The organism is Streptomyces sp. NPDC051738, from assembly GCF_044453205.1.
Classification (GTDB): domain Bacteria; phylum Actinomycetota; class Actinomycetes; order Streptomycetales; family Streptomycetaceae; genus Streptomyces.
In genome coordinates this window covers 50,450-75,471 of record NZ_JBITCM010000022.1, presented here as the reverse complement: position 1 = coordinate 75,471, position 25,022 = coordinate 50,450, and the positions used below count along the sequence as shown (strand labels likewise).

The window sequence follows — 25,022 nt, the reverse complement described above, 5'->3', positions numbered from 1 at the left end:
GTCGTTCTCTCCTTGGTCGTTCACGTGCCGGACGTCTGCTCGGGGGCGGGCCTGCCGACGATGACCTGGCCCATCTGGATGCGTTCGCCGCGGAAGTAGACCGACGGCCGTACGGTCTCCAGCACCGTTTCGCGGTCCAGTCCCGGCTCGTCCTGGAACACCAGGGCCTCCAGGGACTGCCCGGAGTCGAACGGCAGGCCGTCGTGCTCCTGGATCTCCAGCCCGTCGTCCAGGAGCGCCTGACGGCTCGCGTGGACCTGGCGGCGCACCTGCCGCAGATCGGCGGCCGAGAGAGGGCCGGTTCCCTGGTCGAGCTTGCGCAGGGCGCGCCAGATGCCGACGGCGGCCCCGAGCAGCGCATCGGTCCCGGCGCCCTCCGGGGTGCGGGCCCGCTCCGCGAGTGCCTCGGCGGCCTCGACCTCGGCGAGCACGGCCGCGGCCCACTCCGCGTGCGCGGGCTCCAGCGACGGGCGGGGAATGCGGAACTCCGGGGGGTGCCTCAACTGGCGCAGTGTGTCGCGTACTTGGGGAGTCACCGGGCGGTGCATGGTTTAGCTCCTTCTGTGCCGTCCTGATCGGTGCCGTGCTCATCAGTGCCGTCCTTGTGGCACCGGCGACTCAGCTGTTGACCCAGTACGCGATCAGGGCGGGGAGCACCATGACGAGCAGGACGAGGAGACAGCTCAGCCGCAGGCCGCCCCACAGATCGCCGCTGCCCCCGGCCTCGACCGAGCGGGCGTACTCCCCGAACTGCGAGTGGATGGCGTCCCAGTTGGCCTTGATGCCCGCCTCGTCGCGGTCCGGGGCGATCTCGTACGCCGCCTGAGTGAGCTCGACCATCGTCTGCCGCTGCTTGGCGGTCGGCCGCTTGTACAGGTGGTGGTCGGCGAGTGCGACCGCGAGGTTGTTCAGGCCCACGGCGACGATGTGCGCGACCTCCTCGTACCGCCAGTCCGACATGAACGCCTGGAAGTCCCCGAGTCGTTCGAACGTGGGGAGGACCTGTTTCCGCAGGGTCAGGACGGCATCGCCGTACCGGCCGGCCTCCTGTTGCCGCTTCGCGGACAGCAGACCGTCGGTGATCTTCTCGACCGACTCCTCCACGGTCTCCTCGAAGAGTTCGGCGAAGAGCCCCGCGAACGCCTCGTGTTCCGCCCAGCCCGCACAGACCCCGGCGAGCCGCGGCCGGAAGTCCGGGTCGGCGGCGAGTTCCCGGAACGGGGACACGAGGAGGCGGGGCAGCGCGGCGAGGAAGTCGTCCGCCGAGTGCTCACCCAGCCTCGGATCGTCCAACTCCCCGATCCGGTGGGCGATGTGGTGCCGGAACTCGGGGCGCTTCAGCAGCACTCCCCAGCCGCCGGCCGCGCCCCGCCAGAGGGTGTCCCGTCCGTCCGTGGTGGTGTGACCGCGTCCGGCCTCCGCCTCCAGGGCCAGGGCGTGGAAGCGCACCGCGTCGTCGTGCTCCTCGTGCACGGACGGAGGGCAGCCGCATTCGGGGCCTGGCTCGCCCCACCGCCACAGCAGCTCGTCGACCAGCCGTCGCCGTGGATCCTGGAACTCCTCGAAGGCGGCCCGCACCTCGTCCCTGCGGTGCCCGCCCGCCAGGGGCGACTCGGGGTCCGCGGGCAGGGTGTCCTGCACCGCGAGCCGGGCCTCCAGCCGTTGTCTGTGCTGCCGAACGGCTCGTCCCCGCGCGTCCACCGGGAGCCCGGTGACGGCGAAGGCGTTGTCGCGGTACAGCCGCGTCCCGGCCACGTCCGCGAAGCGGGACAGGTTTCCGGTGCCGGGTCGGACGGCGGACGGCTCACCCGTCCGGCCACCCGCAGTCGTGTTGTCCATCCGCTCTCCATACGTCCGCTGCCCGGATGTCGGTTGCTCGTATGTCCGTTGCTCGTATGTCCGTTGCTCATGTGGCCGTCGCCCATGTGGTCCCGGCCCATGTGGTCCCCGCCCATATGTCCGCCGCCCGTGTGCAGGGCCGTTCACATGACCACCCCCCGACGCCACGTCATCAGCCGTGCCAGGTGCCGTTCCCGGAGCCGGGGATGGCGGCTGACGGCCTCTTCCAGCTGGTTGGCCGCGTCGGCCAGTCGGCCCGGCTTGCGGGAGAGTTCGACGGCGGCGCGTATCTGCTCCTCGACCGACCGCTGCTCACCGGACCGCAACTCGGCCGACCGCTGCACGGCCGCAGGGCCGACTCGTGCCGGGCGTGCGCCCGGCGGGGGCCGCAGGGACACGGCCCGTTCGGCGACCTCGCGGGCCGTGGCGGGCCGGTCGGCCGGGTCGGTCCGCAGCATGTCCGTGACCAGGCGGTCCAGTTCCGGTCGCACGTCGTCGTTGAAGGTGCTCGGCGGCGGCAGCGGGCGCTTGAACCGCTCCAGGGAGAAGGACTGCACCGGATCGCCGCCGTCGTACGGGAAGTGGTCGGTGAGCAGGAAGTACGCGATGGTGCCCAGCGCCCACACGTCCCCCGCGCACGAGTAGCCCGTGCCACGGCGCAGCACCTCCGGTGGCATGTAGGCGACCGTCCCCTGGGCGCTCGCCGCCATCGTGCCCGGGTCGGTCTCCTTGGCCAGTCCGAAGTCGCTCACCTTCACCCGCAGCCCGGACTCGTCGTAGGTGATGAGCACGTTGGCCAGCGACAGGTCGCGGTGCACGATGGGGTGCTGCCGCTCGTGGGCGACGGCGAGCCCGTCGGCGGCCTGCCGCAGCACGGCCGCGGCCTCGTCGACCGGTACCGCGCCGGAGTGGGAGGCGACGAGCCGCTCCAGGCTGCCGCCGGCGACGTACTCCATGGTGATGTAGCCGCGCACGCCCTCGGACGTCTGCACGGTGCCCGCGTCGAACACCCGGATGATGTTGGGGTGTCCCAGGGTGGAGAGGATGCGGGCCTCGTCGAACATCCTGGACGTCGCCTCCAGGGAGGCCACGTGCTTGAAGAGCTTCAGCGCCTGCCAGCCGAGGATGTGGTGCCGTACCCGGTACACCTCGGCGAAGGCGCCCTCCCCCAGCCGACGGTCCACGACGAGCGCCGAGTTGATCCGCTGCCCCCTCGTCAGCAGAGTCCCCTCCGCGCTCGTCGTGTCCCCCGTCACCGGCCGCCCCTTCCGTGCCCTCGGTCACCGTCACCGTGACACGCACCTGCCGGGACCCCTCCCGAATCCGTCAGGAGTGGGTGACCTTGATGCGGGAGATGCGGACCTCGCCGTAGTTGTCGTCGTCGCACGGCTCGGAGTTGTCGCAGTTGGCCTGCGTGTAGGCGCCCGCCTTGAAGTAGTTGGTGTCGCCGTCGTGATCGATCGTGGTCTCCAGCCGACCGTTGTAGTACACGTCGATCTCCCCGTCCTCGGCCACGAACTTGGCCTCGAACTGGGTGCCCAACTCGTAGTCGTCGGTGACCAGGTGGTGATGGCGGTCGTCGCCGTCGGTGATGTAGAGGCTGCTGCCTTCGAGGCGGAAGACGGTGACGTCGTCGTCCCCGCCGTGCACCTGCGCGCCGACCACCCACGGCCGCTCCTCGGGCAGCGCTATGAACGCCTCCTTGACCACGAGGGTGTGGGTGCCGTCCGTGGTGGACCACTCGGCCTCGTCCTCGCCGTCGTCGGTCATCTCCCGCAGCTCGGCGCGCGGGTAGCTGGACCCTCCGGTCGTCACACCGCTGACGGCGGCCCGGAATCGCACGGCGGCGCAGTCCGTCTCCACCCGGAACCACGGATCGGCGGAGAAGGTCGCCAGGTCGGGTTGGGTGATCTCCGTGGGGTCCTCGTCGTCGCCGGTGGGCAGGGTGAGCTTCCAGTTCGTCAGATCGAGGGCCTCGGCGGGGTGCGTACACCGGTCGGCCGCCCGCTCGTTCGGGGTCGGAGGGCCGGCGTGGGCGGACAGGGTGAGCGTGACGGTCGAGACGGCCGCGGTGATGCCGGCCAGCACAAGGGTCCGCGTTCTGGGCATGGAGGGTCTCCTCCTGTCGGGGTTTACGATCGCTACCGACGCGTACCGTAGGCGCCCCCGCCGGGAGGGGTCCCGTAGCCCGCCATCTCACTACTTCTGCGTATGAGTGCGACTCATGGAGGCTCTGGGTAGAGACTGCGTACGGTCGGCCGTACGCAGTAGGTTCGACCCATGCGCGCGGCCCAGGGCCGAGTGCGTTCCGGACTCGACCGAGGGGGAAGATTCCGTGCGTTCCGGGGACCAGTTCGCCGACCGTTATGTCCTCAAGGAGGTCATCGGCACAGGGCGAGGCGGCGATGTGTGGCTCGCCCACGACACGGTGGTGGGCCAGGACGTCGCGCTGAAACCGGAGCGGACCGACAGCGAGAGCGAGACCGCCGTGCGGCGGCTGCTCGGCGAACCCCGCGCCATGGCCAAGTTCCGCGACCACCCGCACGTGGTGACCCTGTTCGACGTCGTGACCGTGCCGCAGGACGGGGCCGGGGTGAAGGACGGTGCGGGGGCGAAGGACGGGGCCGAGTCCAAGGACGGGGCGGGGGCGCGGGACGCGGCCGGGCCGAAGGGCGGAGCCGGGTCGCAGACGTACTGGTTCGTCATGGAGTACGTCCTCGGCGGCGGGCTTGACCGCAAGCCGACGGTCTCCCCCGAGCGGGCGGCCCGCATCGGTGCCGAGCTCGCCGACGCACTGGCCGCGCTGCACGAGGCCGGCATCGTCCACTGCGACGTCAAGCCCGCCAACATCGGCGTCACCCGGCACGGGGCCGCGAAGTTACTGGACTTCGGTGCCGCCTATCGCGTCGGCGGCACCGAGACCATCACCGTCAACGGCCCGTACAGCTTCACACCGGACTACGCCGCCCCCGAACTGGCCCGGGGCAACGTCCCCCGGCCGGCCTCCGACGTCTTCTGTCTCGCCGCCACCCTCCACGCACTGGTCACCGGCGCGCCGCCGCGCGGTGACGCACTCGACGACGAGGGCGCCGGTCCCGACGGGGCGGAGACGGACGGCGAGGAAGCCGAGCGGCTGCGGTACTGGAAGGCCGAGCAGGGCGTCGTCGAGCTGGACGCCGCCGCCGTGGGCCCGTTGTACCCCGCCCTCACCGCCATGCTCCAACGCGACCCTCGGCAACGCCCCGACGCCGTCGAGGTCAAGCGGCTCCTGGAGGAAATCGCCGGATCCGCGCCCACGCCCCCCAGGGACACGGCCACCACCGTCATCGGCCGCCGGCGGCGCCGGCCACTGATCGTGGCAGCGCTCGGCATCACCGCAGTACTCGCGCTGGGCCTCGCCGTCATCCCCGACTACGGCGACGACGGGAGGGCCACCCCCGGGCCCGGCCGGAGCACGCTGGACGAGGACGCCTCGGACGGCGAACCGCGCGCCCTGATCGGCGACCCGCACACGGCCGACGTGTGCGAACTGACCGACCCCGCCGCTCTCGAACAGTTCGGCGACGGGAAAAACGACGGGAAGGTCGTAGTCGACGTCGACTACGGGAACTTCGACCGATGCGACGTACTCGTGAGCATCGACGACAAGACCCGGATCGACGTCTCGATCAGCCTGCGCCTGGGCTCACCGCCCGAGGGGTCGACGCCCTCGCGCACCGTCGGGCGGATCGGCATCCGCGAGGAGCAGGCCGAGAGCGACGAGTGCAATCTGCTGCTGACATCCGACGGCGACACCGAGGACACCCTGGTCGGGGTTCGCGTCAACATGGGCAAGGGCTCCGTGTCCGGCGGCAACGCGACCCTGTGCACGGTCGCCGACAAGGCCGCCACGAGCGCGGCCGAGGTCCTCAACCGGGGCGAGCTTCCGCGCCGTTCGTCGCCCTACCCGCACAAGTCGCTGGCCTGGGCGAACGCCTGCGAACTGCTCGACGCCAAGGCGCTCTTGGTCGTACCGGGCCTCAAGGCCGACGTACCGGTCGTCGGCGTCGCGGACTGGAGCTGCGAGTGGTCGAGCGACGTGGACGAGCTGGATGCGGAGGTGGGCTTCTTCCGCGACCAGCCCAAGTCCGCGGAGGACGGCGCCACCGCCGTCGAACTCAGCGGATACCGCACGATCATCGAACCGAACGACGACGGCGACACTTGTACGGCCTTCGTCGAGTACCGCAGGTACAGCGGCCGGGACGCCGAGACCGCCGCCGAGATGGTCCGCCTGGAAGTCGGCGGGCACCGGCCGACGGACGAGCTCTGCACGATGGTCACGGACCTCGCGGCCTCCGCCGCCGCCGAACTCCGCGCGCGATGACAGGGGAGCCGCGACGAACGGGCTGTGAGACAGCGGGCGTTGCCGCCCCGCCGCCTCAGAGCGCGGCGTCCGGCCAGTCCGCCTCGTCCTCCATCAGCTCCAGGTCCGGCGGCACGAGGGTCGTCGACTCCACGAGCCCCCGGATCAGGTTGTGCAGCAGACTGTTGTCGGCCGGGCGGCCCTCGGCCTTGTCGTGCAGCAGCGGGTACTTGAAGCCGGTGCCGTGCAGCCGACGCCGTACGGCCTCGATGCGGAACTCGATCCTGCGCTCGTTCCACTTGGCGTCCGGACGGAGGTAGGCGAGCCGCTCGGCCGTCTGACGGTACGTCAGGGGGCGCGGGTCCTCCTCGTACAGCAGGTATCGCTGACCGAGGACGACCAGCAGCAGCCGCTCGTCGTCGTCCAGCGACCACGTCTCCGGTCGTACGGTCTCGGCGCGCCGGCGCGACACCGGCCCCTGGTCGTCATGGCCCGACACATACAGCTCGACCAGGTGCTCGCGGTAGCCGGATCCCTTCACGAACAGCGGGGTGTAGCCGGTGGCGAGCGGGATCGGCTCGGTGGTGAGGTGCATCATCCGGCCGCGGGGCAGCCGGACGAGCTGCTGCCCGGTGTTGCGCAGCCACCACAGCCCTTGAAGGTACGTCAGTTCACCGTGCCGTCGGCTCACCCTCAGGTCGTCCACGCCGACCCCCAGGTCCACTTCCGGCTTCTCGCCACGCCCGAAGCGGACCGTCAGCCCCTGGTGGGGCGGGGCGCTGAACTCTCCGGTGACCGTGCGGGCGTGCAGGGTCCCGGGCGTGGCGGGCGCGACACCACGCGCAAGGCTGGCGGAGAGGGGCATCGCTGGTCTCCTCGGTTCGTGAACTGATCGGTGGTTCTGTGGACTGATCGGTGGTTCGTGGACTGCTCGGTGGTTCGTGATTTTCTTGGTGGTGCGTAGTGACCAGTCTCCGCCTCCCCTGCGGGACCCCTCCCGTACGGGTTGAGGGGCCGGAGACTCAGTACGCCGACTTCAGCATTCCTCCGGGAAGTTTCCCGCCGTCCTCCCGGCCCACGCTGCACAGCACGTAGCGGAATCCGGCATCCCACTCCTCGTCGGAGGAGCGCCAGCCCCGCATCTCATGCCCTTGACCGCGGGCCCAGTCGACCCCGAACTTCTCCTCGCAGAGCCCATCGGTGTCGACGCTGTCCGCCGAGCCGTCGCCCGAGGCCCAGGCCCAGCCGATGGCCTGCTCGTGGTGCGGCTTCTCGCAGCTCACGAGGGTGTCGGTGATCTCACCGTTCTCGTCCTCCACGGAGGTGACGCAGTCGCCCGGACCCTGCTGCGTGATGTAGACCTCGTCGCCGAACTTGCGGAAGTCGCCGAGCGGGCCGCCGAGGGTGGCGTGCTTGAGGAAGACCAGACAGGCCGAGACCGGAGGGTCGCTCTGCCCCGCCTCCGGTGTCAGGACGTACAGCATCGGGTCGGCCATGGACTTGCGCAGGTCCGCGGTGCGCCGGGTGCACTCCTCCCGTACCGAGTCCGCGCCGGACGCCCGCAGGGCGGCATCGGCCGCGACGGTGGCGATGACCTGGCCCTCGGGATCGTCGTCGTAGCAGCTGACGATTTTCACCCCGGGCGGCCCTTGGTACTCCCCGTCCTTCCAGTCGGCGTTGACGCACTGCCCCGGCATGAGCCCGTCACGCAACCCCACCTGCCTGCCGTACGGGTACGCACTGCGGGTCACGGTCGGGGACGGGGTCGGGGAGGGCGTCGCGGCCACCTTCGTACCGACGGCCTGCGGCCCCTTCGTCTCGGCCCGATCGTCGTGATAGGTGGCGGCGCCCAGCGCGAATCCGCCGCCCCCGGCCAATACGGCGGCGAGCGTCAGCAGCACGGGCGTTCGCCGGACGAGGGAAGGGCCGGCGGCGCCGGCCGTGCTCCGGGCGCGAGGGAGGCGCTTCTTCCAGGACGGCGGGGAATCGGCGGGCTCCGTCGCGGTGCCCGCGTCGCCGGAACCTGTCGCGGCCCCGGAATCGGCCGACTTCCGGGCAGCCGCAGGGCGCGCGGGAAGTGACGTACCAGACGGTCCGGCTCCCATGGCCTCGGCGAGCAGTTCGCGTGCCCGCTCCGGCTGTATGCGCTCCGCCGGATCCTTGGCGAGCAACCCCATGATCACGCTGCTCAGCGGATCGCTCGCCTGTTGCGGTGAGTCGGGTTCGGTGGTCAGGGCCGCCAAGAGGGAGGCGTCGAGGGTGTCCCGCTCGAACGGGGAGGTGCCCTCGACGGCGAAGTAGAGCGTGACGCCGAGCGAGAACAGGTCGGTCGCGGGCGTCGCCTCGCCGCCGGACAGCCGCTCCGGCGCCAGGAAGCCCGGGGTGCCGACCACCATGCCACTCTGGGTGACCCGGGTCTCCCGGGGCCACAGCGAGATGCCGTAGTCCGTGAGCAGGACCCGGCGGTCGGCGGCGCCCGAATGATCCGGTGCCAGCAGGATGTTGGACGGCTTCACGTCGCGGTGGATGATGCCGAGCCGGTGCCCGGCGCACAGGGCGTCGAGGGCGGCCGCCCCGATCCCGGCCACCTCGTCGCTCGGCAGCGCACCGCGTTCCTTCACCACGGCGCGCAGGTCCCGCGTGCCCTGGAGGTACTCCATCACGATCCACGGGCGGTCGTCGTCCTCCACCACGTCGTACACCGTGATCACGTTCGGGTGCTCGCGCAACTGCGCCGCTTTCAGTGCCTCCTTGCGGCCCCGGTCGGCGGAGTCGTCGCCGGATCCGTTCGGCTCGCGCGGTACGTCGATCTCCTTGACCGCGACCCGGACCCGCAGCTCCTCGTCCTCGGCCAGCCAGACGTCTCCGCCACCGCCGGAGCCCAGCCGCTGCCCCAGCCGGTACCGCCCGGCGATGACCCGTACCTCCCGTGCCACCAGCGTCCCCTTCTTCGACCGCGCTTCCGGAGCGGCCGCCGTCAACTCCAGGCGGTCGCCGCCCACATGCTCACCCGCCCCACGCGGGAGCCCTCCCGGACCACCGACTCCGCCGACCCCACCGACCCCGTCGACGTCGCGGTCCGCACCGCCGCTCACCGGACGACCAACGGCCGGAAGGCGGACCGCACATCGGACTTGGTCTCCACGACGTACTCGCTCGTCGAGTCCGCGGAGGTGTAGATGGACCCCGGGCAGCTCGTGCCGTTGATCTGGATCGTGCGGTTGGCGACGAGCTTTCCCGTGCGCAACTCGTACACCTTCACCGGGATCGCGATCTTGTAGAAGGTCACGTTCGAGACGGCGCCGGAGGACCCACTCTTGTAGTAGGAGCAGGTCTCGACGGAGCTTCCGAACGTCGTGTCGCCCATGCAGACCACCAGGACGGCGTCGGTGGGGCCATCGGCCTTCCAGGAGCCGGGGAGTTCTTCCGAGTGGTCGATGGCGTACTCGCCGTCGGGGTAGAACAGCGCGCGGTTCGTGCCCTTGCCGAGGGGCTTGGCGCCGCTGTACTTCGCCGGGCTGGAGCAGTACTCGGGCTGCCCGTCGGTGCGGTCCGCGAGCAGGCTGCGGACGTTGGCCAGCTCGATGCTCAGCGTGGCCTGCCTGGCGCCCTTCCGGGCCCGGTCCGCGAGGTCGTTGTCGGGGTACCGGTCGAGCAGCTGCTGGTAGTGCGTGCGGGCCTGCTCCCAGTCGTCGTCCGCCATGAGGTCGTCACCGCACCCCATCAGCGCGGCGGGCGCGGTCCGTTCGGCCGTGTCGGCGGACCGGTCCAGTACGTCGTCGCTGCCCTTGCGGTCGTGCAGCCAGTCGGTGACGGTGACCGTGTCGCAGGCGTCCTTCGTGGGCAGGCCGCGCAGGAACCCGTCGAGGGTGGTCTCGACCGTCTTCTCGTTGCCGGGCTGCGCGAGAACCGAGGCAAGCGTGCCGAAGCCGTGCTTCAGGGCATCCGTGTCCCCGCTCAGCGCGGTGGCCAACTCGGCCCGGGCCGTTCGCAGCCGCTCACATGCCTGTACGACGTCGTCGCCGCGGGCGCTCAGCGGCGCGTCGGCGATGCGATGCCCGAACCACACCTCGTCCTGGGCGCTCAACACCCCCGCGCAGTCGCCGCGTTCACGGGCATCGGCCACGCTCTGCCCGATCCTGGAGGCGTCGAACCGCAGGAGCCCCACGGCCAGCAGCACCGGAAGCGTGACGCCGAGCGCGACGATACGCCGACCACGCACCGAGGCCCTGCCTCCGCCCCCGCCCGTGCCCCCACCCGCGCCTCTGCGCGCCAGGAACCACCCGTGGCCGACGACGGCCACCCACCACACGAGCACGGCGACTTCGTACGCCGAGTCGGCCCTCGACACGACCTGGGACACCAGCACGACGGTCACGACCGCGGCGGCGAGGGCGAGCCTGCGTCGCCGCAGCATCAGATAACCGACGCCGAGCAGCGAGGCGTTGCCCACGGCGACGGCCAGCGGGTCGTGTGGCCTGGCGTCGTCAGGCGCGAAGTCCGGCATGGCGGGTACGGCGGGCGTCTGGTCGTTCATCCTGGTCTCCCCCGGTCACGGAACGGGTCCGACGCCCGCATGGTGCGCCCCCACGCTCGGGACGGGTCCCGGAGGCCCGGCGGTAGACAACAACCCGAACCGCTCCCGAGGCCCAGGAGTCCCCATGAACGACGACGCCGCGGTGCTGCGGCCGCTGTCCGGCTGACCGGGCGTCCGAGCCGTGATCCCGAAGCTGCCACCCCCGCCGGACGCCTGCGGCGAGCCCCGCCCGCCGCCCGCGCCCCGGGTGGTCGGGCCCTGGCAGGGCAGGTTCCAGGTGAGCAGCGGCCACTACACGCAGGCCGACGGCCGGTGGGTCGCGGGGCGTACCGGGGGCGATCGGCTCCTTGAGTCCGCATGCGCTCGCCGCCCGAATCGGTGGCGGTACACCGCCGCGGGCGTGGCCGGGTCCCTGGTGCCGATGGCCGTGCTCATGTCGGCCCTCCTGATGTTCACCGAGGGCGACCGACGCGCCGGGTTCACGATCACGGGGGCGGCGCTCGCGGGAGGGTGGCTGCTGTTCACCCTGATCTACGGGTTCCAGGACGACGGCATGGCCGTACACGCCGGAGCACGCACGCTCTACGAGCCGGACATCAACAACACCGGCCGCGAGATGCCGCTGTACGACCTGACCGGCGTCACGGTGGTCGACCGGGCACGGCTCGGACCGTGTCTACGACTCGTACGCGGCGATCACCGCATCGTCGTCCCCTGCGGCCTGCTGGAGGGAAACCAGCGGCTGTGGGACCTCGTGTACCACGGCATCCGCCACTCGGTCGTCGCAGGCGCCGAGACCGACGAACGAACCCGCCGGTTACTGTCGCTGACCTTCACGGCGGACGGGCCGGCCTGAAGGTGGCCCCGCCTGGACCCGGACTGGATCCCGCCTCGTCCCCGAACAATCGACGCGGGACACGCTCGTGGCAGCTCCTGATGAGAACAGGGGAGGGTGGGCCACGGCCCGGGGGGACGTCCACCCCGCGGGCCGTGGTCGTGTGTAAGACCGTCACGGCCACAGCGGCCGGGGTCCGTCGGTGAAGGCCGACGCCATCTGCCAGGCGTCGAACCGCTCCAGGGCCACGTCGCCGTCGGCACCGATACCGACGCCGACAGCCGCGTCCGGGCGGGTGGGGTAGATGCGGGCGGTCAGGGGCCGCCCGTTGGCGAAAATCTCCAGTGCGGAGTGGTCGACGAGGACGCGCAGGTCGACCCGCCCGTCGGAGCCCAACGGCAGCTCCCCGTACCGGGGTTCGGTGTCGACCGTCGGGTCGAGGCTGCTGGTCTCGCGGTGCAGTCGGAGGGTACCGCTCGCTCCGTCGTGCGACCGGCTCACCTCCACGACCGTGCGTTCCACGCCGTCCGGTGTCTCGCGGAGCACGAGCCGGGCGGTCGCTCCGGGAGCGAGACGCAGGGTCGTCTCGATGTCCAGCTGGTCCCCGCGCACGGCGGGCAGCTGGGTGTACGGGTCGGCCAGCCGACCCGGAGCCACCTCTAGGCGCTCCCGCCGCAGCTCGGTCAGCTCCGGCACCGGGGCCTGATGCAGGCCGCCGCCCGTGGCGAGCGTGACGACCCTCGGCAGGGACATCACACCGCACCAGCCGGCCTGCGCGTTCGCCTCGTCCGTCCGGCCCTCCTGAAGCCAGCCGAACATGATGCGGCGGCCGCGCTCGTCGCGAGTCGACTGGGGGGCGTAGAAGTAGCGGCCCCCGTAGTCGAGGCGGTTCAGGGCGGTCGGGGTGAAGGTGTCACCCTCGTAGCGGCCGGTCCAGTACAGGGGGTGGTGGGTGGTGCCCTCGTCCCAGGCGGAGAAGACCAGCACGTCGGTGCCGCCGGCCTCCTCGTCCTCGCCGAGCCGGAAGAGGTCTACGCACTCCCACATCGTGCCCGTCCAGTCGAGCTCGCCCTGGTTCTGCGAGGCGTCGCCGGTCAGCAGCGGGCCGACGTAGCGCCAGCTGCGCAGGTCGTCGGATTCGTACAGGAAGGCCGTTCCGCCGACGCCCCGGATTCCCGAGCCCACCAGCTGGCGCCACACCGTGTTCTCGCCGGAGCCCTCCCGCCAGACGCAGTGGTCGCGGAAGGCCGTGATGTCGATGCACTCGGGCGGGGCGGCGATGACCGGGTTGGCCGGGTCCTTGGTCCAGTACCTCAGATCCGCCGATCCCGTGGCCACGCAGGGGAGTTCATGCTCGCCGTGCCTGCCCGAGTAGACGAGCGTGGGCACTCCGCCGTCGTCCACCAGGACACCGGACCAGCAGCCGTCGCGGTCCGGGCCGTCCGAGCCCGGCACCAGGGCGACCGGCTCATCGGCCCAGTGCACGAGGTCGGTGCTGGTGGCGTGGCCCCAGTGGATGCGGTGGTGGGCGGCGGCGAGCGGGTTGTACTGGTAGAAGAGGTGGTAGACGCCGTTCCAGTGACTCAGCCCGTTGGGGTCGTTGAGCCAGCCGCCGGGCGAGGTGAAGTGGAAGCGGGGGCGGTGGGGGTCGCGCAGGGCGCGTTCGGCCAGCCCCTCGGCGGTGTGGCTGCCGGAGGGGAGGGTGAGGTCGTGGGTCATGCGGCGGTGTTCTCCGCTTTCTCAGTGGCGTCGGTGGCGTCCGTGGCCTCGCCGTCCGGCCGGTCGGTGGCCTTCAGGACACGGCGGGCGATGTCGGAGGCGGGTGCGCGCAGGTGGCAGCGCACCCAGTGGAGCTGACCGTCGTCTTCGCCGACGATGTGGCGGACGGGGTCGGTGCGGCTGCACGTGCCGTCGTCGCCGTAGGGGCAGGACGTGGGGTTGAGGATCGCCTCGCGCAGGCGGGCGCGCTCGACGGGGTCGTAGCTGCCGGCCCGTTCGGGGTCGGGTACGGCGGACAGCAGCAGGCGGGTGTAGGGGTGGGCGGGGGCGTCCATCACCGCCAACGCGTCGCCGCCTTCGACGAGTTCGCCGGCGAACATGACCATCGTGGTGTCGGCGAGGTAGCGGGCGGAGCCCAGGTCGTGGGTGATGTAGAGCATGGCGATGTTCCGCTCGTCGCGCAGGCGCCGCATCAGGTTGAGCACGCCGACGCGTACGGAGACGTCCAGCATCGAGGTCGGTTCGTCGGCCAGGATGAGGCGCGGTTCCACCGCCAACGCGCGTGCGATGGAGACGCGTTGGCGCTGGCCGCCGGAGAGTTCGTGCGGGTAGGACTGGAGCATGTCCTCGGTCAGGCCGACCGTCGTCATCAGCTCGCGCAGCGCCTCGGGGGTGGCCTGATGGCCGTGCAGGACGAGGGCCCGGGTGAGGAAGTGCTCGATGCGGTGGACGGGGTTGAGTGAGCCGAAGGGGTCCTGGAACACCATCTGGACCTTGCGGCGGTACTCCCGTGACGCCCGGCGCCGCTCGGTGCGCAGGACGTCCTCGCCGTCGAGCAGTACCTGTCCGGAGGAGGGTTGTTCGAGGCGGGCGAGGCAGCGGGCGATGGTGGACTTGCCGCTGCCGGACTCGCCGACCAGGGCGGTGATCCGGCCGGTCGGCAGGTCGAAGGACACGTCGTTGACGGCACGGACGCGGCGCCGGGAGAAGACGGTGCCGACCTGGAAGTCCTTGGTCAGACCGCGTACGGACAGCAGGGGCTGGGTCATCGCAGGGCTCCCTGGGCACTCTGGGCCACCCACCGGCCGGGGGCGATCTCGCGCAGGTCGGGGATGTTCATGGAGCAGTCCGAGCGGTCCTCGGGACAGCGGACGTGGAAGCCGCAGCTGTCGGCGGTGCGCGGGGCGTCGAAGAGGCCGGTGAGCTCTTGGCGCGGGCCGGTCAGCGGCGGGAAGGCGTTCATCAGCGCCTCGGTGTAGGGGTGGAGCGGATGGGCGAACAGGTCCCTGGCGTCGGCGAGTTCGACGATCCGTCCGCGGTACATCACGCCCATGCGGTCCGACAGCTCGACCATCAGGGACATGTCGTGGGTGATGAAGAGGATGGAGAAGCCCAGCTCCCGCTGTAGGTCGCGGATCTGCGCCATGATCTCCTGCTGCACGACCACGTCGAGCGCGGTGGTCGGCTCGTCCATGATCAGCAGCCGGGGGCGCAGTGCGACGGCCATGGCGATGACCACGCGCTGGCGCATGCCGCCGGAGAGCTGGTGCGGGTACGCCTTCAGCCTTCCCGGGTCGATGCCGACCAGCTCCAGCAGCTCGCCGGCCCGCTCCCGCGCGGCCCGCTTCTTCATCCGCTCGTGGGTGGTGAAGATGTCGACGATCTGCTCGCCGACGGTCAGGACGGGGTTGAGCGAGTTCATCGCCGACTGGAAGACCATGGCGATCTCCCGCCACCGGAAAGCGCGCAGCTCGCGTGCGTCCAGGGCGAGGACGTCCCGGCCCCGGAAGCGGATGCTGCCCGCGGTGATTTCCGCCGGGGGCTTCAGCAGTCGCATCACCGCGTTGGCGATGGTCGACTTGCCGCAGCCGGATTCCCCGGCGAGGCCGAAGATCTCCCCGGCGCCGATGGAGAAGGAGACGTCGTCGGCGCCCACGACGGTGCGTCCGTCACCGCGGTATTCGACGCGCAGGCCGTTCACCTCAAGTACGGGTTCCATGGCTCAGCCCCTCCTCTCACGTCGGGCGCGGCGGCTGCGCAGCCTGGGGTTGGTGATCTCGTCGACCGCGTAGTTGACCAGCGCGAGCGCGAACGCGACGAGCGCGATGCACAGTCCGGAGGGGACGAAGGCCCACCAGGTGCCGGTCATCAGCGCGCCGTCGTTGCCGGCCCAGTACAGGTTGGTGCCCCAGCTGACGACGCTGCTGTCGCCGAGGCCGAGGAACTCCAGGCCGGCCTGGGCACCGATGCCGAAGATCACGCAGCCGAGCAGCGTGGTCATCACCACGGACGCCATGTTGGGCAGGATCTCGCGGAACATGATCCGCAGGGGTCGCTCGCCGGTGACGACGGCGGCGGCCACGAAGTCCTTGCCGCGGATCGACTTGGCCTGCGCGCGCAGGACCCGGGCCGAGCCCGCCCAGCCGGTGACGACGAGGACCAGGATCACGGTGGAGGTCCCGGGCGGCAGGAACGCGGCCAGGATGATGAGCAGCGGGAGGCCGGGCAGCAGCAGGAAGATGTTGGTGACCAGGGTCAGCGCGTCATCGACGACGCGGCCGAAGTATGCGGACGCCAGGCCGACGAGGATGGCGACGCCGGTCGCCACAAGGCCCACGGTGAAGCCGACGAAGAGGGAACTGCGCGCACCCCACAGGGTGAGGGCGAGCACGTCCTGTCCCTTGGCGGTCGTACCGAGCCAGTGTGCGGCCGAGGGTGCCTGGCTGCCCGTGGAGTTGATGAGCGACGGATCGCCCGGTGCCAGGACGGGCGCGAGCAGGGCGAGCAGCGCGAAGAGAGCGAGCAGGATCAGCCCGGCCAGCGCCTTCTTGCTGTCGATGAGCTGGCGCAGCAGTCCGCGTCGGCGGGACGTGCGTGCGGGGGCGGTCGGCGTGGTGGCCGTCGCGATTTCGATGGCGGTCATGTCGGCAACCTCCTCAGCGGACGCGGACGCGCGGGTCGAGGCGGACGTAGACGAGGTCGACGAGGAAGTTCGCGAGCAGCACCGCCGCCGTGATCGTCAGGAAGATGCCCTGCATCAGCGGGTAGTCCAGGCCCTGGACGGCCATCAGCAGCTGGTAGCCGATGCCGGGGTAGGCGAACACGACCTCGGTGAGCAGCGCTCCGCCGACGACGAAGCCGAGGGCCATGCCGAAGTTGGTGACGGAGGGCAGCAGCGCGTTGCGGGCGGCGTAGCGGAACATGATCCGCGAGGGGCTGAGCCCCTTGGCCTCGGCCATGGTGATGTAGTCCTCGGCCGCCGTGGCGATCATGGTGTTGCGCATGCCGAGCATCCAGCCGCCGATGGAGACCAGCACGATGGTCAGCGCGGGCAGCACCAGGTGGGTGCCGACGTTGGAGAGGAACTCGGCGTTGAAGCCGGGGGTCAGTCCGACGTCGTAGGCGTGCCGCATGGGGAACCAGCCCAGGCTCACCCCGAACAGGTACAGCGCGCCCATCGCCAGCCAGAAGTACGGGAACGAGCCGACGAAGATCAGCAGGGGCGGGAAGGCGGAGTCGAGGACGCCGCCGCGCCGCCAGGCGGCGACGATGCCGAGCAGGTTGCCGAGCACGGCCGCGATGACGAGCGCGACGCCGCCGAGGAGCAGGGTCCAGCCGATCTGCGAGCCGATCACGTCGGAGACCGGGGTGGGGAAGCGGGAGATGGAGATGCCGAGGTCGCCGGTGAAGACGCTCTTGACGTAGGAGACGTACTGCTCCCAGAGGGGCCGGTTGTCGAGGCCGAAGAGTTTCCGCAGCTGGGCTATCTGGTCGGGCTGCATGGTGCCCTGGGCCTGCGCGAACATCCGGGAGACCGGGTCGCCCGGCATGAAGCGCGGGAGAACGAAGTTCAGGGTGATGGAGGCCCAGAAGGCGAGCAGATAGAACCCCAGGTTGCGCAGGATCAGACGCACGGGTCGTGCTCCCTGTCGGTGGGGGTGAACGTGTGTGGCGGTGCGCGGGGGCGGCCGTCCGGGGAGGAGGGCGGCCGCCGGTCCGCGGGCGGCGTCAGCCCTTGACGGGCTTCAACGACGTGAGCACGAGGACCGTGCTGCCGTTGCGGTTGCCGAGGGTGGCGTACGGGTTCTCTTCAGTGGGCCAGCCGGTGAAGCGGGCGTCCGTGTACGCGCCCCACTCGGGGCCGGTGAACAGCGGGACGACGGGCGCGTCCCTGTCGTAGAGCTTCTGCAGACCGTTCATCTGCTCGCGCTGCGCGCTCTCGTCCGTGGCGGCGGCGAAGGCGTCGATGAGCTTGTCGGCCTTCTTGTCGCCGAAGCGGTGGTAGTTCTCCGTGGCCTGCTTGCCGACCGGCTGCACCATCTTGGTCGACATCACGCCGCGGAAGTACTCGTACGGGGTGGCGCCGTTGTTGCTCCACACGATGCCGGTGTCGAAGGTGCCGGTGTTGTACGAGGACGAGACCGCCGACCAGTCGGGTGTCTTCACGGTGGCGGTGATGCCGACCTTCGCGAGGTTCTGCTTGATGATGTTGGCGACCGAGATCCAGTCGGAGGAGGCGGAGCCGACGGAGATGTCGAGCGCGAAGTCCTTGCCGTTCTTCAGCTTGCGCTTGCCGCCGCTCTCCTCGTAGCCGGCCGCGTCGAGGGCCTTGGCCGCCGCGTCGGTGTCGTACTTCGTCCAGGTGCAGGACGCGGCGAGCGAGGTGTCGCGCCACGTGTCGTATGTGCGAGCCAGGCCCGTGCAGTCGGCGGGTTCGGCGTAGCCGTTCATCGCGACCTTGGTGATCTGGTCGCGGTCGACGGCCATGCTGAGCGCCTTGCGCACGGCCGGGTCGTCGAAGGGGGCCTTGGTGGTGTTCAACTGCCAGTTGATCATGGCGCCGGTGGCCGGGAACCAGTAGTGGTTGTGCTTCTTGTCCTTGGCGACGAAGGACTTCTCGATGTCCGGAATGAAGGACTGCGTCCAGTCCACCTCGCCGCTGGTGAAGGCGATGTTGGCGCTGTCGTTGCCGGAGAAGGCGAGCATCTGGATTCCGGCGATCTGCTGCTTGTCCGGCTGCCAGTAGTCGGGGTTCTTGCGCAGCTCGTACGACTGGCTCTGGAACTTCTCGATCTTGGTGTACGGGCCGGTGCCGACCGGGTTCGGGTTGGTGAACTTCGCCGGGTCCTTCACCTTGGACCAGATGTGCTTCGGCAGGATGTAGTGGGCGCCGATCTCGTAGAAGGCGGTCGAGAAGGGCTTGTTGAAGGAGAACTTCACCGTGCGGGCGTCGACCGCGGTGACCTTGTCCAGGTAGTCGAAGCCGCCCAGCACCTTCTTCTGGAGCTCGAAGGTGTAGACGACGTCGTCGGCGGTGAGCGCCTGGCCGTCCGACCACTTGACGCCGTCGCGCAGCGTGAAGGTGAGGGACTTGCCGTCCTTGGCCTGCTCCCACTTGGTGGCCAGCCACGGCGTGTCCTTGGCGTCCGCCATGCTGTGCACGACCAGCGGCTCGTAGACCGCCTGCAGAGTCATGGGGGCGGCCTGCGGGGAGAGCGGGTTGAAGTTGCGCGTGAACGTCGCCAGATCCTCGCGCGGGATGGTGAGCAGCTGGTTGCCGGAGGTGTCACCGGCGCCGGAGGTGCCCGAGCCACCCGTACAGGCGGACAGGACCAGGGCTGCGGCGGCGGTCGCGGTGACCGCTCTCAGGACGGCTCGGGGCCGCCGTGAGGGTATGCGGGAGGGTGCCATAATGGAGACTCTTTTCCTCTCTTCAACACACAGGGCGAAGACGGGATGGGATTCCTCGGCGGACTGATTAGCGGTCAGACCGACGAGCGTTCGAGCAGCGGGCAGTCGATCGTCACCTGACGGGTGTCGAGCGGCTGCCCCGCTGCGAGAGCGGCGAGCATGTCGATGCCCTTGGTGCCCATGGCCTCGAAGGGCAGGGCGAGCGTCGTCAGCTTCGGCCGCAGATAGGCGGCGATGAGTTCCTGGTTGTCGAACCCCACCACGGCCACGTCGTGCGGGATGCGCAGCCCACGTTCCTTGATCGCGTCGTACGCGCCCATCGCCATCCGGTCGTTTCCGCAGAACAGCGCGGTCGGCCGGTCGCCGGCCGGGCGGTCCAGCAGTTCGCAGGCGGCGTCATAGGCGCTGTCGGCGGTCGCCCAGCCGGGGACGACGAGGGAGGGTTCGGGGGTGATCCCGGCCTCGCGCAGAGCACGTTCGTACCCATCGCGCCTGCCGATGGCGGCCGGGATCGCCGGGTCGAGATTGATGAACCCGATGCGGGTGTGACCGGCGTCCAGGAGCCGGCGGGTCGCTTTGTAACCGCCCGACACCTCGTCGGGCAGGATGCACGGCAGCTCACCTTCCGCGTCGTAGCAGTTGACGAGTACCGTCGGCACCTCCCGGGCGGCCTTGGGGAGCGTGACGGCGCGGTGCCAGGTCGTGGCATACAGCAGCCCTTCCACGCGGTGCTCCAGCATCTGGTCGAGCGCGGCGGCCTCCTGGGCGGGGTCGCCCTCGCTCGCGGCGATCAGCAGGAACCGCCGGTCACCCCAGGCGCGGCTCTGCGCGCCCGTGATCACCTCGCCCGCGAAGGGACCGGTCACGATCTCGGTGATCAGCCCGAACCACCCGCTGCGGTTCGCGGCCAGCGCCCGCGCCCCGGCGTTGGGCCGGTAGCCGAGCTCGTCGATCGCCTCCAGGATCCGCCGACGGGTCTCCTCGGGGATGGCGGCGCCGGGCTTGTCATTGAGGACGAAGGAGACGGTGGTCCGCGAGACACCCGCATGGCGCGCCACATCGCTCATGGTCACGCGATGCGTCTTGTTCGTGGCCACTTCCAGTCCCTCTCGGCCGGCCGGAGGCGAGACACCGTCTCCGGTTTCGCGCTTTAATAACGCGCGTTACTTCCTTGTGGCAGGGAAGTTACGTCCGTCTTGAGCGGCATGTCAATACCTGCGCAATGGGCTGCATCAGGCCACCGTCCCGGTGCCCTTCCCCACCCGCGCTCTTCCTGAGAGAGGCAGACAGTCACCATGGCCCGACCCCAGGCCCCCGTCAGTGTCACCGTCCTCGGCGAGTGCGTCGCCGACGCCTTCACCGACCCCGCCCGGTCCAGCTCCGATGAACTGATCCTGCTGATGACCTGCCGCCTGGCCCGGAAACGCCCGCAGCGAGCGTGAACCGGCCCGGCGTCGGCGCGGCCAGCCGCGCGCGACCAGGCGTTTCGCCTTCGACCGCAGTGCCTCGACCCTGGCCGGCACCACGTCCATGCCGAACAGGACGGCCATCTCCTGGCAGGTCAGCGGCCCTTGACCGAGCCGGACACGGTCCGCGACGGCGTGCAGGATGCGCTGGTAGTCCACCGACAGCACCGGCCAGGAAAGGCCCGCACGCCACGTAGGCACCTGCGACTTCGGCTTCGCTGAATCCGGGGGCGCCCGACGGCACGTCCGCATCCCGCGGATCTGGGACGACCTCCGCGTCGGCGGTGCTGCGGCCGACCGAAGCCAGGACCGTATCAACCCGCCTGCGCGCGATCGCCCACTTCTGCCATTCCTGCTCGGCCGCGGCCAGCTCGGCCTGGATGCGGTCGGCCTCCTCGCGCAGTCCGTCGACTCGACGGCGAGCTCCGAGCTCGTGCTGTTCCAGCAGTCCGACAACCGACGGCATCCGCGGCCTCCCGGGGAACGACGACACGACAGGCCACCGCCAACCTCTACAGCCACCTCACCCAACAGGCCGCACACCAGGCCGTCGACACCATCGACCACACCCTCACCACAGCAGGACAGACCACCGTCCACCCACCATGCCGGCCTGCACGGCTGCGACCACCACACCCCCGGGACGCACGAAAGGCCGCCCTCTCGTGGATGAGAGAACGGCCTCCGACCTGCATCAAAGCTGGTCGGGACGACAGGATTTGAACCTGCGACCCCTTGACCCCCAGTCAAGTGCGCTACCAAGCTGCGCCACGTCCCGATGCCGTCTGACCTGGGGTTTCCCCCGGCCGAACGTGCATGGAAACAATACCGCACTCCGGTCGGTGGTCGCGCACTCCTTTATGTGCGGCGGGTGACCCCGCTGGCCGGATGATCACCCCCCGGCCGGCAGGCCCAACTCGGGGTAGGCGTCCAGCAGGCGCGCCGGCGCCGCCTGGCGCCAAGAGTCGGCCAGGATGTCGCGCAGTTCGCCCTCGTCCTCCAGGGCGCCGAGCCGGACCCGCACCCAGGCGAACTGCGCCTCGTGGTCGGCGATCCAGAACTTCGTCGGCTCGGCCAAAACCAGTTCGTCGCGCTCCTCCTTGGGGCAGCGCACCGCGATGGAGGTCTCCTCCTCGGGCAGCGTGGCGAACATCTTGCCCGCGACCCGGAACGTGGGCATGCTCCAGGCGATCTTCTCCGTCGTATCCGGCAGGGACAGGGCGATACGGCGTACGTCTTCGGCATCCGGCATGCAAGGCACCGTAGCGGCTGCCACTGACAGTCACCTGGTGAGAGCGGTTGCACCCAGGTACTTGTAGTAGATGGTCGTCGGCCGCAGCACCCCGGCCGGGCTCGCCGCGAAGTCGGGGATCACCCCGGCCCGGGTCCACCCGGCCGAGCCGTACAGCCCCTCGGCGGGGCTGTCGGTCTCGGTGTCCAGGTGGAGAAGGGTGACGCCCGCGCCGATCGCGGCCTCCTCCGCGGTCGCGAGCAGCCTGCGACCGAGACCCCGTCCCCGGGCGTCCCGGTGCACCATCAGCTTGGTCAGCTCGGCCCGGTGGCGGCTGTTGGGCTTGTCGGGAAAGGCCAGGCCGACCGTACCGACCGTCCGCTCATCCTCGCGTGCCGCCCACACCGCCAGCCGCCCGGCGGCGACGGCTGCCACGCGCTCCTGCCACCAGGCCAGGGCGGCCGTACGGTCGAGCGGGGAGAGGAATCCGACGGAGGCACCGCCCTCCACGGTGTCCACCAACAGATCGGCCAACTCCCCCACTCGGTCTCGGAGTTGACCGTCGTCCACTCGCGTCACGATCACGGCAGCACCACCGCCAGTACGTAGCGCACCGCCTCGGACCCCGTGCACCGGAACCGCGTCGGCCCCCACACCCGCATCCGCAGACAGTCACCGGCACCGAGACGGTGCTCGACCTCCTGAACCGTCACCTCCAGCGCCCCTTCCAGCACCCAGATGTGCTGCTCAAGACCGGGCACGGGCGGCCGGTCGTACGCGATGTCGGCGCCCACCGCGAGCCGCCCCTCGACGATCTCGCCGCGCAGCCCGGTGTGCGGCGGCGACACGGATCGCCGTACGAAGCCGGAGGAACGGTCCTCCCACACCGGCTGCTCGGCCGCCCGCACCAGCAGTGCAGGCTCGGACTCGATCTCGCTGAGCAGCTGGGACATGGTCCGGCCGTAGACGTGGCACAGGCGGTTCAGCAGCGAGGCGGTGGGGCTGATCTCCGCCCGCTCGGCCCGGGACAGGGTCGAGCGGCTCACACCGCTGCGTTCCGCCAACTCCCCCAGGGACCAGCCGCGTTCGGCCCGCAGCTCGGCCAGGCGGGCCCCGAGGCGGGTGTCGACCGTGTCCGGGGCTTCGCCACCCTCTGCCGTCTGTTTCATATTCGGGAGGCTATCCCAGATGTGAGACAGCGAGGTTACGCGCGGCTCACTCCCCCGCCGCCTGCCCCAGCGCCTCCAGCACCGGCCGGATCAGCGGATGCTGCTCGGCTCCCCGGCGTACGGCCGCGAAGACCCGGCGGGTGGGCGCCACCCCGTCCACGGGCCGTACGACCACGCCCGTGAGGTCCATGCCGCGCAGCGCCGAGCGCGGCACCAGCGCCACCCCCGCGTCGGCCGAGGCGAGAGCGACGACCGCGCGGAAGTCGTCCGAGGAGTGTTCGAGCCGGGGCTGGAAGCCGGCGTTCTCGCAGGCCAGGACGACCACGTCATGGCAGGGATTGCCGGGGTACGGGCCGATCCACGGGTCCTTGGCCAGGTCGGCGAGGGGGATCTCGGCGGTGCCGGCCAGGCGGTGGGTGAGCGGGACGACCGCGTCGAACGGTTCGGCGTACAGCGGTACGTGGGTCAGGCGCGGGTCGTCGGCGGGAGGCGCCCCGCGGTACTCGACGGCGACCGCCACGTCCACCTGCCGGTCCAGCACCATCGGCAGGCTCGCGTCGCCCTCCGCGTCCTGGACCCGGATGCGGATGCCGGGCGCGGACTCGGCGAGGCGGGCCACCGCGGGGGCGACGACCTGGGCGATGCCGGTCGCGAAGGCGGCGACGGTGACCGTGCCGGCCGCACCGGAGCTGTACGCCGCGAGCTCGGCCTCGGCCCGCTCCAGCTGGGCCAGGACCGCGTTGGTGTGGCTGAGCAGGATCTCGCCGGCCGGGGTCAGCCGTACGCCCTTGGCGCTGCGCTCGACCAGACGGTGGCCCGTCTCCTGCTCCAGCGCTGCCAGCTGCTGGGAGACCGCGGACGGGGTCAGATACAGCGCGGCGGCAGCCGCCGTCACCGTACGGTGGTCGGCCACCGCACGGAGGATGTGGAGCCGCCGCGCTTCGATCATGCGATCGATTGTCTCAAATGCCCCGTGCGCTCCGGCTCAGCCCTCCAGCTCCGCCCGCGCCGCCACGAAGGCGTCCACGGCACGGTTGACGTCGTCCGTGGAGTGCGCGGCGGACAGCTGGACGCGGATCCGGGCCTGGTCCTGCGGCACCACCGGGTACGAGAAGCCGATCACGTACACGCCCCGCTCCAGCAGCAGCTCCGCCAGCCGGGCGGCCTTCGCCGCGTCGCCGATCATCACGGGCGCGATGGCGTGGTCGCCGGGGAGGATCTCGAAGCCCTCCTCGGTCATACGGCGGCGGAACAGCGCCGTGTTCTCGGCCAGCCGGACCCGCAGGTCGTCCGCCGACTCCAGCAGGTCGAGGACCTTGAGGGAGGCCGCCGCGATCACCGGGGCCAGGGTGTTGGAGAAGAGGTACGGCCGCGAGCGCTGGCGCAGCAGGGCGACGATCTCGGCGCGGGCGGCGACGTAGCCGCCGGAGGCACCGCCGAGTGCCTTGCCGAGGGTGCCGGTGATGATGTCGACGCGGTCCATGACGCCGTGCAGCTCGGGGGTGCCTCGGCCGCCGGGGCCGACGAAGCCGACTGCATGGGAGTCGTCGACCATGACCATGGCGTCGTAGCGATCGGCGAGGTCGCAGATCTCGCGCAGCGGGGCCACATAGCCGTCCATGGAGAAAACGCCGTCAGTGACGATCAGCCGGCGCCGGGCGTCCGAGGCGTCCTTCAACTGCCGCTCCAGGTCCGCCAGATCGCGGTTGGCGTACCGGAAGCGGCGGGCCTTGGACAGGCGGATGCCGTCGATGATCGACGCGTGGTTGAGGGCGTCGGAGATCACCGCGTCCTCCGGGCCGAGCAGCGTCTCGAACACGCCGCCGTTGGCGTCGAAGCAGGAGGAGTACAGGATCGTGTCCTCCTGGCCGAGGAACGCCGAGAGCCTGGCCTCCAGTTCCTTGTGCACCTCCTGCGTGCCGCAGATGAAGCGCACCGACGCCATGCCGTAGCCCCAGCGGTCCAGCGCCTCGTGGGCTGCGGCGATCACCTCGGGGTGGTCGGCGAGGCCGAGGTAGTTGTTGGCGCAGAAGTTGAGGACCTCGCCGGGACGGCCGCCGGCCGCGACATTGACGGTCGCGGACTGCGGGGTGTCGATGACGCGCTCGGGCTTGTGCAGGCCGGCGGCACGGATCTCGTCGAGGGTGGCGCGCAGGTCGTCGCGCACGGAGTCGAACATGGGGGAAGCTC

The 25,022-nt window shown here is 70.7% G+C and carries 21 protein-coding genes, 1 tRNA gene and 1 pseudogene; 2 read left to right on the top strand and 21 right to left on the bottom strand.

The features are described from left to right. Positions 1 to 20: 20 nt before the first annotated feature. The 4 genes from ACIA8X_RS37890 to ACIA8X_RS37875 all read right to left on the bottom strand — a co-directional run bounded on the left by ACIA8X_RS37890 (position 21) and on the right by ACIA8X_RS37875 (position 3,948). Positions 21 to 548, bottom strand: coding sequence for a hypothetical protein (locus tag ACIA8X_RS37890; RefSeq protein WP_399460211.1), 528 nt, complete (start codon positions 546 to 548; stop codon positions 21 to 23). Positions 549 to 618: 70 nt separating this feature from the next. Beyond that, positions 619 to 1,839, bottom strand: a complete 1,221-nt coding sequence (locus tag ACIA8X_RS37885; RefSeq protein ID WP_399460210.1) for a hypothetical protein — start codon at positions 1,837 to 1,839, stop codon at positions 619 to 621. 143 nt (positions 1,840 to 1,982) lie between these two features. Beyond that, positions 1,983 to 3,095, bottom strand: coding sequence for a protein kinase (locus tag ACIA8X_RS37880; RefSeq protein ID WP_399460209.1), 1,113 nt, complete (start codon positions 3,093 to 3,095; stop codon positions 1,983 to 1,985). 70 nt (positions 3,096 to 3,165) lie between these two features. Then, positions 3,166 to 3,948, bottom strand: coding sequence for a polysaccharide lyase family 7 protein (locus ACIA8X_RS37875; RefSeq protein ID WP_399460208.1), 783 nt, complete (start codon positions 3,946 to 3,948; stop codon positions 3,166 to 3,168). A 226-nt stretch (positions 3,949 to 4,174) separates the two neighbouring features. On the opposite strand from ACIA8X_RS37875, the gene ACIA8X_RS37870 reads away from it, so the two are divergent. Then, positions 4,175 to 6,205, top strand: coding sequence for a serine/threonine-protein kinase (locus tag ACIA8X_RS37870; RefSeq protein WP_399460207.1), 2,031 nt, complete (start codon positions 4,175 to 4,177; stop codon positions 6,203 to 6,205). Between the two features lie 55 nt (positions 6,206 to 6,260). On the opposite strand, the gene ACIA8X_RS37865 is transcribed toward ACIA8X_RS37870, so the two are convergent. From ACIA8X_RS37865 to ACIA8X_RS37855, 3 genes are all read right to left on the bottom strand, one after another. After that, on the bottom strand, positions 6,261 to 7,049 hold the full coding sequence (locus tag ACIA8X_RS37865; RefSeq protein WP_393459104.1) for an FHA domain-containing protein: 789 nt from the start codon (positions 7,047 to 7,049) through the stop codon (positions 6,261 to 6,263). 157 nt (positions 7,050 to 7,206) lie between these two features. After that, positions 7,207 to 9,279, bottom strand: coding sequence for a protein kinase (locus ACIA8X_RS37860; RefSeq protein ID WP_393459107.1), 2,073 nt, complete (start codon positions 9,277 to 9,279; stop codon positions 7,207 to 7,209). Continuing rightward, entirely contained in the window at positions 9,276 to 10,721 is a 1,446-nt protein-coding gene (locus ACIA8X_RS37855; protein WP_399460206.1) for a tol-pal system YbgF family protein, read from the bottom strand. Before ACIA8X_RS37855 ends, ACIA8X_RS37860 begins: the two co-directional genes overlap by 4 nt. A gap of 181 nt (positions 10,722 to 10,902) precedes the next feature. On the opposite strand from ACIA8X_RS37855, the gene ACIA8X_RS37850 reads away from it, so the two are divergent. Beyond that, positions 10,903 to 11,577, top strand: a complete 675-nt coding sequence (locus ACIA8X_RS37850; protein WP_393459113.1) for a hypothetical protein — start codon at positions 10,903 to 10,905, stop codon at positions 11,575 to 11,577. Between the two features lie 153 nt (positions 11,578 to 11,730). Here the strand turns inward: ACIA8X_RS37850 and ACIA8X_RS37845 are convergent, their stop codons facing one another. The 14 genes and pseudogenes from ACIA8X_RS37845 to ACIA8X_RS37780 all read right to left on the bottom strand — a co-directional run bounded on the left by ACIA8X_RS37845 (position 11,731) and on the right by ACIA8X_RS37780 (position 25,011). Then, positions 11,731 to 13,275 carry a glycoside hydrolase family 32 protein gene (locus ACIA8X_RS37845; RefSeq protein WP_399460205.1) on the bottom strand — a complete coding sequence of 515 codons (1,545 nt, stop codon included), beginning with the start codon at positions 13,273 to 13,275 and terminating at the stop codon, positions 11,731 to 11,733. Beyond that, positions 13,272 to 14,324 (bottom strand): ATP-binding cassette domain-containing protein, encoded by a 1,053-nt coding sequence (locus ACIA8X_RS37840; RefSeq protein ID WP_399460204.1) that lies wholly within the window; start codon positions 14,322 to 14,324, stop codon positions 13,272 to 13,274. Before ACIA8X_RS37840 ends, ACIA8X_RS37845 begins: the two co-directional genes overlap by 4 nt. Next, complete coding sequence (locus ACIA8X_RS37835) at positions 14,321 to 15,274, bottom strand: ABC transporter ATP-binding protein (protein ID WP_399460203.1); 954 nt, start codon at positions 15,272 to 15,274, stop codon at positions 14,321 to 14,323. Before ACIA8X_RS37835 ends, ACIA8X_RS37840 begins: the two co-directional genes overlap by 4 nt. Before the next feature lie 3 nt (positions 15,275 to 15,277). Beyond that, positions 15,278 to 16,198: an ABC transporter permease gene (locus ACIA8X_RS37830; RefSeq protein WP_393459125.1), complete on the bottom strand. Its 921-nt coding sequence runs from the start codon at positions 16,196 to 16,198 to the stop codon at positions 15,278 to 15,280. Between the two features lie 13 nt (positions 16,199 to 16,211). Further along, positions 16,212 to 17,189: an ABC transporter permease gene (locus tag ACIA8X_RS37825; RefSeq protein WP_393459128.1), complete on the bottom strand. Its 978-nt coding sequence runs from the start codon at positions 17,187 to 17,189 to the stop codon at positions 16,212 to 16,214. 94 nt (positions 17,190 to 17,283) lie between these two features. Further along, a complete protein-coding gene (locus ACIA8X_RS37820) occupies positions 17,284 to 18,966 on the bottom strand; it encodes an ABC transporter substrate-binding protein (protein ID WP_399460202.1) in 1,683 nt (560 codons plus the stop codon). A 74-nt stretch (positions 18,967 to 19,040) separates the two neighbouring features. After that, positions 19,041 to 20,063, bottom strand: a complete 1,023-nt coding sequence (locus tag ACIA8X_RS37815) for a LacI family DNA-binding transcriptional regulator (protein ID WP_399460201.1) — start codon at positions 20,061 to 20,063, stop codon at positions 19,041 to 19,043. Between the two features lie 259 nt (positions 20,064 to 20,322). Beyond that, positions 20,323 to 20,898: pseudogene (locus ACIA8X_RS37810) on the bottom strand (hypothetical protein). Positions 20,899 to 21,133: 235 nt separating this feature from the next. After that, positions 21,134 to 21,210, bottom strand: a tRNA-Pro gene (locus ACIA8X_RS37805). A gap of 114 nt (positions 21,211 to 21,324) precedes the next feature. Further along, a complete protein-coding gene (locus ACIA8X_RS37800) occupies positions 21,325 to 21,684 on the bottom strand; it encodes an MmcQ/YjbR family DNA-binding protein (RefSeq protein ID WP_393459136.1) in 360 nt (119 codons plus the stop codon). A gap of 30 nt (positions 21,685 to 21,714) precedes the next feature. Further along, entirely contained in the window at positions 21,715 to 22,248 is a 534-nt protein-coding gene (locus ACIA8X_RS37795) for a GNAT family N-acetyltransferase (RefSeq protein WP_393459139.1), read from the bottom strand. After that, positions 22,245 to 22,832, bottom strand: coding sequence for a helix-turn-helix domain-containing protein (locus ACIA8X_RS37790; protein WP_393459142.1), 588 nt, complete (start codon positions 22,830 to 22,832; stop codon positions 22,245 to 22,247). Before ACIA8X_RS37790 ends, ACIA8X_RS37795 begins: the two co-directional genes overlap by 4 nt. A 46-nt stretch (positions 22,833 to 22,878) precedes the next feature. Then, on the bottom strand, positions 22,879 to 23,781 hold the full coding sequence (locus ACIA8X_RS37785) for a LysR family transcriptional regulator (RefSeq protein ID WP_393459145.1): 903 nt from the start codon (positions 23,779 to 23,781) through the stop codon (positions 22,879 to 22,881). 36 nt (positions 23,782 to 23,817) lie between these two features. Further along, on the bottom strand, positions 23,818 to 25,011 hold the full coding sequence (locus tag ACIA8X_RS37780; RefSeq protein ID WP_393459148.1) for a glycine C-acetyltransferase: 1,194 nt from the start codon (positions 25,009 to 25,011) through the stop codon (positions 23,818 to 23,820). Between the last annotated feature and the right edge of the window lie 11 nt (positions 25,012 to 25,022).

What these genes read in the sequence shown, in the direction of transcription:
- ACIA8X_RS37865 (WP_393459104.1), bottom strand. Translation starts at nt 7,049, where the DNA reads ATGCCCCTCTCCGCCAGCCTTGCGCGTGGTGTCGCGCCCGCCACGCCC.
- ACIA8X_RS37820 (WP_399460202.1), bottom strand. Translation starts at nt 18,966, where the DNA reads ATGGCACCCTCCCGCATACCCTCACGGCGGCCCCGAGCCGTCCTGAGA.
- ACIA8X_RS37885 (WP_399460210.1), bottom strand. Translation starts at nt 1,839, where the DNA reads ATGGACAACACGACTGCGGGTGGCCGGACGGGTGAGCCGTCCGCCGTC.
- ACIA8X_RS37830 (WP_393459125.1), bottom strand. Translation starts at nt 16,198, where the DNA reads ATGACCGCCATCGAAATCGCGACGGCCACCACGCCGACCGCCCCCGCA.
- ACIA8X_RS37845 (WP_399460205.1), bottom strand. Translation starts at nt 13,275, where the DNA reads ATGACCCACGACCTCACCCTCCCCTCCGGCAGCCACACCGCCGAGGGG.
- ACIA8X_RS37800 (WP_393459136.1), bottom strand. Translation starts at nt 21,684, where the DNA reads ATGCCGGATGCCGAAGACGTACGCCGTATCGCCCTGTCCCTGCCGGAT.
- ACIA8X_RS37840 (WP_399460204.1), bottom strand. Translation starts at nt 14,324, where the DNA reads ATGACCCAGCCCCTGCTGTCCGTACGCGGTCTGACCAAGGACTTCCAG.
- ACIA8X_RS37855 (WP_399460206.1), bottom strand. Translation starts at nt 10,721, where the DNA reads ATGAACGACCAGACGCCCGCCGTACCCGCCATGCCGGACTTCGCGCCT.
- ACIA8X_RS37790 (WP_393459142.1), bottom strand. Translation starts at nt 22,832, where the DNA reads ATGAAACAGACGGCAGAGGGTGGCGAAGCCCCGGACACGGTCGACACC.
- ACIA8X_RS37890 (WP_399460211.1), bottom strand. Translation starts at nt 548, where the DNA reads ATGCACCGCCCGGTGACTCCCCAAGTACGCGACACACTGCGCCAGTTG.
- ACIA8X_RS37835 (WP_399460203.1), bottom strand. Translation starts at nt 15,274, where the DNA reads ATGGAACCCGTACTTGAGGTGAACGGCCTGCGCGTCGAATACCGCGGT.
- ACIA8X_RS37875 (WP_399460208.1), bottom strand. Translation starts at nt 3,948, where the DNA reads ATGCCCAGAACGCGGACCCTTGTGCTGGCCGGCATCACCGCGGCCGTC.
- ACIA8X_RS37780 (WP_393459148.1), bottom strand. Translation starts at nt 25,011, where the DNA reads ATGTTCGACTCCGTGCGCGACGACCTGCGCGCCACCCTCGACGAGATC.
- ACIA8X_RS37785 (WP_393459145.1), bottom strand. Translation starts at nt 23,781, where the DNA reads ATGATCGAAGCGCGGCGGCTCCACATCCTCCGTGCGGTGGCCGACCAC.